This is a genomic window from Candidatus Synechococcus spongiarum, assembly GCF_900047545.1.
In the GTDB taxonomy this organism is placed as follows: domain Bacteria; phylum Cyanobacteriota; class Cyanobacteriia; order PCC-6307; family Cyanobiaceae; genus Synechococcus_B; species Synechococcus_B spongiarum_C.
The window spans coordinates 1-3839 of sequence record NZ_FITM01000029.1; the positions used below are offsets into that span (position 1 = coordinate 1).

The following is a 3839-nucleotide window of genomic DNA, read 5'->3' on the forward strand; positions in this document are numbered from 1 at the left end:
CAGCGCCAGCCGATTCTTGTTCTTCGCCAGGCCTCGGTAGCGGGTCTTCTTATAGCCAAACATAAAAACAGGCGTTTCACCTTAGGGCAATCCTGCCTGCCGCGTGACCGTCGTGACCCGTAAGGTGGTTCTGGACGTGGAAAATCCGCGAGGTCAGGCCCTGTGGGGACTGGTGCGCACCATGGCCATGGAAGTTGGCGAGGAGTTCGGCGTCGACTTCCGCTTGGTAGACAAGCCTAGTTCCATGGGTGACCTGCAGATGACGACCTGCCCATTGCCGCCCCTTGGGGACCGTGGGGTGGAGATCGAAGTGGAAGCCGCTGCTCTCAATTTCCGGGACGTGATGGTGACACTGGGGCTGTTGCCCGCTTTGGCCTATGAGCGCTCAGCCCTGGGACATGAGGTGGGCATGGAAGCCAGTGGAACCGTTCTCCGCATCGGCTCCCGGGTGGGCCACTGCCAGGTGGGAGACAAGGCGGCCTTCACCACCGGGGGAAGCATCGCCAACCGGTTGGTGGTCCACAAGATGGTTGATGCCGCCTTCGCGGCGTATCTGGAGTTTGTTTCATCCATCAACTGGTGCTGAACTGTCGTACTTGCAGGACACGGCCGCTGCAAAGCAGGCTGTGCCCATATCCTGCACCCACCAGCGTGTCCGGGGTGGGCTATTCAACGTCACGATGTCGGAAGCGGCGCCGCAACGGATCGTCTGGGGCAGGACAAATGCTGCCGGAGCCCACGCCAACCCGCACCCCAACGCCTTGCCCACAGCTTCCCGCAGGGTCCAGAACCGGTAGAAGGTGAAGAGCTGCTGCTCTTCCGGTAGCCTGGAGAGGGCGGCTCGCTCCTCCGGTGCAAACATCCGAGCGGCGATCCCTTCCCGATGAACCCGTTGGCGCCGCTCTTCCACGTCCACCCCCAGCGATCCCCCCTGGGCAAGGGCGACAAGGCCGTGTTGACCGCTGTGGCTCACGTTGAAAGCCACCGGATGGGCGGCTCCCTTCACGATTGCGAACGGCTTGCCCTGGGACTGGCGGCCAAACGTCAGTTGCCCGTTCAAGCAGCCGAGACGGCAGCACAGCAGGTGACGGAGGACAGAACGACACAGGGCAAATTCCCGCTTTTGCATGGCGGTGTGCAGTTGCTCCCTTCGCCTCTGCTCGCTCCCGTCCAGCCAGGCCACCGCCTCCGCTTCCCACTGGGCAGCCATCGTCAGGTCAACGTGATGGACGTTGATCCGTCCCAACCTGCGGAAGGGTTTGCACCATGGCACAGGTCGCTCAACGGGATTGGCGCAATTCACCAGGCAAGGCCTCAATCAGATGGCAGGTTTGCGAGATGGAATCCACGCTCTCGAACCAGCTTGCCACGCGCCGGCAGTCGTCACGAACCTGGTGGGAGCGCAGCAGCTTGCTTAGAGACTGGACAACCGCATCACAGATGAGCTTGGCAGGGCTGATGGCAGTGCCCACCTCAAGCTCTGCCAATCACACACCATTATCAGGCTGATCGAAATTGAAGGGCATCACCAGTTGGGGACAGCCTGCCCGCAACGCCTGGGCCAGGGTTCCCACTCCCGTGATGCACCACTGCCGCCGCTCGCGGCAGCACGGTGCTCAACGGGATGTACTCCACATGCCGAACACCGGGCGGCAACGGCGTCGGCCTGCTCCGGGAACTGCATCAAGACGAGCGCACGGCGCCCCTCAGCTGTACACAGGCCTCAACACAGGTCTTGAAGAACCCTTGCGCATGACGGTTGGCCGTGCCGGCAAGGAGAACAATTGGGGCATCACCCTCTGCCAATCACGTCTCCCATTTCTGGCCACAGCGCTCCGCCGGAAGCTCCGCCTCATCGAACAGTGGAAAGCCCGTGAGCCGCGTCTGGGCAGGCTAATCCGATGGGGGCGTTGCGAACCAGTCGGGGAACAACCCGATCACCCGATCCGGGGACTGAATCCAGTGTCCCATGATGCTGCTGCGCACCGGCGGTTGCCCGAAGGCTGCGCAGTAGTCGTTGATGAGGGGCGAGAGGGCGAGATTAAGGAAAAAATTGACGGCCGCCACGTAGAGCTGTTTCAACGGATAGGGCCGGCGTCGAATGGATTCCCACTGAAGCTTCCCCACCGGGGGTCATTGGGCGCGCCAGAAGAATGACGGATGAAAATGCAACGTCACCAGTGGCACGTTCAAGGCATCCTTTGCAACCCGTGCCACGAACGGCAAGGCCATGGGCAACTCGGAGCCGTGGTAAATGCCTGAGCCGACAATGAAAGGATTCTTGTCCCTGCCTGGGAGCGTAAATGAAGTGGCGTAGCCCACTTTGGACGATCTGGTGTCCTCGTCGCTCTCGATCTCGGGATTGTTGTAAGCGTACTCCACGTATCCGCCGCCAGCGGCGCCAGCGGCAATGAGCTCCCGCACGAACTGGATGCCGTTGACATCCTCCCTGCCCAGATTGGCGCATTCACCTTCGCGATGCTGTTGCGAGCCGTGGAACACGATGTAGTAGCCCTCGTCGCTCACCACCCAGACATGGACGGAACCGGATCCCTCAGCCCGGAAGGTGTTCCTGGTGGCGGAAAGGCTGCTCCAGCCCCCTGCCACATAAGCCGCCCGGAAGGCTTGGACCGCCGCCTCCACAAAGGTGGTCAGGGTCTCGCGATCCGTCACGTCAGCCGCCGTGATGGCAGGGCGGGGCAGGTCTGAACTGTTGACCGGGACCTGGGACAGATCCTGTGCGTAGCCCCCCGCCATCACTACCTTGGGAGCCAAGTTCCACGGCATGGCTCACCTTGCGAATCTCGTCGTCGGGTTGAGTCGGGTCGTCCCAGTGGTATTCCACAAAACCGCCGCCCTGCCCTGCCGCCGCAAGCAGTTTCTGCATCACCTTCTTGCCCCGGTCGTCTTCCACGGCGCTGATGTTCCTGTTTTCTACTGTTGGGTCGTCCCCGTGAACGAGGACAGGGACTTACGATCAACCACTTCGCTGGCTGTAATTTGCCCCCGGTCCTCCGAGGAGCAGTTCCTTTTGAAGACGATGACCACCAGGACGGCTACCAGCAGCACTACCACGGCTGCTTTCAGGGGAAGCCTGGGCAATGGGCAATGGGCCTGTTAATCCACCAGATGATGTTCCAGCGCATAGCGCACCAGTTCCGTGCGGCTGGAGGTGGATGTTTTACCAAATAGGCGACTCACATACTTTTCCACGTTGCGAATGGAAGTGCCCAGTTGTTTGGCGATTTGTTTATTCATTAACCCTTCCGCCACAAGTTGCAGAACACTGGCCTCTCGTGGTGTGAACTGCAGTTGGGGCACTTCACCATCGCCATGACCGCCTGGTTTTCCTGAAATCCCCTGACCACCTTGTCCCAGGAGACTGCGGATCTCGGTAATCTGCTTGGCCAACTGACCCACGTCCGCATCAGCAAAGCGGGCCGCCTCCGCCAGCAGCCGCTGCTGACGGGCCAACACGCTGCGCACCCGGGCCACCAACTCGTCAGGATCAAAGGGTTTGGGAATGTAGTCGTCCACGCCGGCCACGAAGCCGGCAATGCGGTCTGCGGTCATGCCCTTGGCGGTGAGAAACACCACGGGAGTTCCCGCCAGCCGCTCATCCTCCCGCAACCGGGCCAGCAGACCGTAGCCATCCAGACGGGGCATCATCACGTCGCTGATCACCAGATCGGGGAGCAGTTGTTGAGCCTTCTCCCAACCCTCCTCGCCGTCGTTGGCGGTGTCCACAGAAAAGGACTCCTCTTGCAGATAGGCCTGGGTGGCCTTGCGGAGGCCGGGCTCGTCATCCACCAGCAGCAGCCGCACCGGAGTGGCGGGGG

8 protein-coding genes and 1 pseudogene are annotated in these 3839 nt (G+C 61.5%); 1 reads left to right on the forward strand and 8 read right to left on the reverse strand.

The window, feature by feature from the left end; translation table 11 throughout:
- Positions 1 to 103 precede the first annotated feature (103 nt).
- Positions 104 to 586: an alcohol dehydrogenase catalytic domain-containing protein gene (locus tag FLM9_RS01185; RefSeq protein ID WP_074456883.1), complete on the forward strand. Its 483-nt coding sequence runs from the start codon at positions 104 to 106 to the stop codon at positions 584 to 586.
- On the opposite strand, the gene FLM9_RS01190 is transcribed toward FLM9_RS01185, so the two are convergent.
- The 8 genes and pseudogenes from FLM9_RS01190 to FLM9_RS01215 form a co-directional block, all read right to left on the reverse strand.
- On the reverse strand, positions 566 to 1210 hold the full coding sequence (locus FLM9_RS01190) for a 4'-phosphopantetheinyl transferase family protein (protein WP_143324538.1): 645 nt from the start codon (positions 1208 to 1210) through the stop codon (positions 566 to 568). The genes FLM9_RS01185 and FLM9_RS01190 overlap by 21 nt on opposite strands.
- A 70-nt stretch (positions 1211 to 1280) precedes the next feature.
- Positions 1281 to 1487, reverse strand: a complete 207-nt coding sequence (locus tag FLM9_RS01195; RefSeq protein WP_074456885.1) for a hypothetical protein — start codon at positions 1485 to 1487, stop codon at positions 1281 to 1283.
- 13 nt (positions 1488 to 1500) lie between these two features.
- A pseudogene (locus FLM9_RS08785) lies at positions 1501 to 1662 on the reverse strand (hypothetical protein); the annotation flags it as partial.
- A 231-nt stretch (positions 1663 to 1893) separates the two neighbouring features.
- Positions 1894 to 2127, reverse strand: coding sequence for a hypothetical protein (locus FLM9_RS01200; RefSeq protein WP_074456886.1), 234 nt, complete (start codon positions 2125 to 2127; stop codon positions 1894 to 1896).
- A gap of 6 nt (positions 2128 to 2133) precedes the next feature.
- On the reverse strand, positions 2134 to 2787 hold the full coding sequence (locus tag FLM9_RS01205) for a cache domain-containing protein (RefSeq protein ID WP_143324540.1): 654 nt from the start codon (positions 2785 to 2787) through the stop codon (positions 2134 to 2136).
- The gene (locus tag FLM9_RS08685) at positions 2675 to 2914 is read right to left on the reverse strand and encodes a hypothetical protein (protein ID WP_074456888.1); all 240 of its coding nucleotides are present in this window, start codon (positions 2912 to 2914) and stop codon (positions 2675 to 2677) included. Before FLM9_RS08685 ends, FLM9_RS01205 begins: the two co-directional genes overlap by 113 nt.
- A gap of 20 nt (positions 2915 to 2934) precedes the next feature.
- On the reverse strand, positions 2935 to 3102 hold the full coding sequence (locus FLM9_RS08055) for a hypothetical protein (RefSeq protein WP_218969715.1): 168 nt from the start codon (positions 3100 to 3102) through the stop codon (positions 2935 to 2937).
- Positions 3103 to 3117: 15 nt separating this feature from the next.
- Positions 3118 to 3839 (reverse strand): response regulator transcription factor (locus tag FLM9_RS01215; protein WP_074456889.1); only part of this gene is annotated, 722 nt, incomplete at its 5' end.

Excerpts from the sequence above, each read along its gene's own strand:
- FLM9_RS01190 (WP_143324538.1), bottom strand. The coding sequence starts at position 1,210 with ATGGCTGCCCAGTGGGAAGCGGAGGCGGTGGCCTGGCTGGACGGGAGC.
- FLM9_RS01205 (WP_143324540.1), bottom strand. The coding sequence starts at position 2,787 with ATGCCGTGGAACTTGGCTCCCAAGGTAGTGATGGCGGGGGGCTACGCA.